Consider the following 3,146-nt stretch of genomic DNA (forward strand, 5'->3'; position numbering starts at 1 on the left):
GAGATCTCCGAATCGGAATCCGTTTACAATTGCCACGCGCAATAGGGAACTCCCTGAATTGAAACATCTCAGTAAGGGAAGGAAAAGAACGCAACCGCGATGTCGTTAGTAACCGCGAGTGACCGCGACACAGCCCAAACCGAAGGTCTTCGGACCAATGTGGTGTTCGGGTTGACAACCAAAACGCGACACTTCATCTGAAGTCTCCTGGAATGGAGCGTGAAACAGGGTGACAACCCCGTAAGATGAAACAGTACCGTTGGCGTCAATACCAGAGTAGCAGGGGTCGGATATCCTCTGTGAACAACTCAGGCATCCCCTGAGAAGGCTAAACACTCCTCGAGACCGATAGCGAACAAGTAGCGTGAGCGAACGCTGAAAAGCACCCCGAGAAGGGCGGTGCAATAGGGCCTGAAATCAGCTGGCGATCGAGCGACAGGGCGTATAAGGCGTCTCTCAAAACGACCGAGAAGCGATTCTCTAGTAGGAAGAGAGACGAGCCGGCGTCGTGTCGTGCGTTTTGAAAAACGACCCAGGGAGTGCACTTGATTGGCGAGTCTAACCCGTGAACCGGGGAAGGCGCAGGGAAACCGATACGGCCGCAGCATTGCGAGGGCCACCGTGTTCAAGCGCGGGGAGTCAATTGGGTGCGACCCGAAACCAGGCGATCTATACGCAGGCAGGGTGAAGCGTGGCGAAAGCCACGTGGAGGCCCGTTAGAGGTGGTATTCTACAATATCCTCTCGTGATCTGCGCATAGGGGTGAAAGGCCCATCGAGCCTGGCAACAGCTGGTTCCAACCGAAACATGTCGAAGCATGACCTCTTCCGAGGTAGCCCGCGGGGTAGAGCTACCGATTGGATGACCCGCCTCCGAGAGGAGTCGGCCATCCTGTCAAACTCCAAACCCGCAGGCGCCGCAGACGAAGGGAGTCCGGTGTGCGGGGTAAGCCTGTGCACCATGAGGGGAACAACCCAGAGCCGGGTTAAGGTCCCAAAGTGTAGATTAAGTGCGATTCGAAGGTGGTCTCAAGCCCTAAACAGCCGGGAGGTGAGCTTAGAAGCAGCTACCCTCTAAGAAAAGCGTAACAGCTTACCGGCCGAGGTTTGAGGCGCCCAAAATGATCGGGGCTCAAATCTACCACCGAGACCTGGCCGTGCCCTTGACAGGGGCAACCGCGTAGGTTGGCGTTCTGTTCGGATGGAAGCTCGGGCGAGAGCTCGCGTGGACCGTTCAGAAACGACAATCCTGGTCACAGTAGCAGCGATAGTCGGGTGAGAACCTCGACGGCCTGATGAGCAAGGGTTCCTCGGCACTGCCACTCAGCCGAGGGTCAGCCGGTCCTAAGATGCACCGCAACTCGACTGCATCAACGGGAAACTGGTTAATATTCCAGTGCCATCGTGCAGTAAACGTCGACGCCGTGTGGAACGCTGAGCCGGGCTTTCGCCCGGTCGAATCGTGGAAACTCGTGGACGCCGTCACGGCACGAAGCGAGCGAAACGTGAGATAGCGCAAGTCAGCCGTACATAGGGCCCGTGAAAAGACAAGCACGATGTCCGTACCGAGATCCGACACAGGTGCTCTGGCAGCGAAAGCCACGGCCTGTCGGGAGAACCGACGTTAGGGAATTCGGCAAGTTAGTCCCGTACCTTCGGAAGAAGGGATGCCTGCTCTCTACGGAGCAGGTCGCAGTGACTCGGGCGCTCCGACTGTCTAATAACAACACAGGTGACCGCAAATCCGCAAGGACTCGTACGGTCACTGAATCCTGCCCAGTGCGGGTATCTGAACACCTCGTACAAGAGGACGAAGGACCCGTCAACGGCGGGGGTAACTATGACCCTCTTAAGGTAGCGTAGTACCTTGCCGCTTCAGTAGCGGCTTGCATGAATGGATAAACGAGAGCGCCACTGTCCCAACGTTGGACCCGGTGAACTGTACGTTCCAGTGCGGAGTCTGGAGACCCCCAAGGGGAAGCGAAGACCCTATAGAGCTTTACTGCAGGCTGTCGCTGAGACGTGGTCGCCGATGTGCAGCATAGGTAGGAGTCGTTACACAGGTACCCGCGCCAGCGGGCCACCGAGACAACATTGAAATACTACCCGTCGGTGACTGCGACTCTCACTCCGGGAGGAGTACACCGGTAGCCGGGCAGTTTGACTGGGGCGGTACGCGCTCGAAAAGATATCGAGCGCGCCCGAAGATCATCTCAGCCGGGTCGGGAATCCGGCGAAGAGCGCAAGAGCACAAGATGGTCTGACAGTGTCATTCCCAACGAGTGACGCTGACGCGAAAGCGTGGTCTAGCGAACCTACGAGGCTCCGGAATGGGGCCCGTAGATGACAGAAAAGCTACCTTAGGGATAACAGAGTCGTCACCCGCAAGAGCACATATCGACCGGGTGGCTTGCTACCTCGATGTCGGTTCCCTCCATCCTGCCCGTGCAGAAGCGGGCAAGGGTGAGGTTGTTCGCCTATTAAAGGAGGTCGTGAGCTGGGTTTAGACCGTCGTGAGACAGGTCGGCTGCTATCTATTGGGGGTGTCAAGGTACTTGACGTGAACGAACGTATAGTACGAGAGGAACTACGTTTGGTCGCCACTGGTGTACCGGTTGTCCGCAAGGGCACTGCCGGGTAGCCACGCGACACGGGGTAAGAGCTGAACGCATCTAAGCTCGAAACCCACATGGAAAAGAAGTACCGTTGAGGTCACTCGTAGAAGACGAGTTCGATAGACTCGGGATGTACGCACCGAGGCAACGAGGTGTTGAGTCCACGAGCACTAACAGACCGAAGCCACAATCATACGGCACTGACACATTACCACACTCGCATGAGTTCAGGCGGTAACTGGATCGCACGTATACACGGTCGGCCGATCACACAGATCGGAACCACCGACACAGGCGTCTCTCAGCCCATTCATATGGGGAGAGAGGCTCGGTTCGAATCCGAGCGTCGGCGTAAAGGCGGCCAGAGCGGTGGGGGAACACCCGTACCCATTCCGAACACGGAAGTTAAGCCCACCAGCGTACCGGGAAGTACTGGAGTGAGCGATCCTCTGGGAACCGCGGTTCGCCGCCTGCCCATTCATCCGGGGCGATTGCCCCACCCGTTTTCAATCGACGCCGAGCGCGAGCCAGC

At 57.4% G+C, this 3,146-nt stretch carries 2 rRNA genes; both read left to right on the forward strand.

From position 1 onward, the window contains the following. Positions 1 to 2,808 (forward strand): 23S ribosomal RNA (locus B4V04_RS16875); the annotation flags it as partial. Between the two features lie 159 nt (positions 2,809 to 2,967). Next, positions 2,968 to 3,089 (forward strand): 5S ribosomal RNA (gene rrf, locus B4V04_RS16880). Positions 3,090 to 3,146 lie beyond the last annotated feature (57 nt).

It is taken from the genome of Halorubrum sp. B52, from assembly GCF_059752555.1.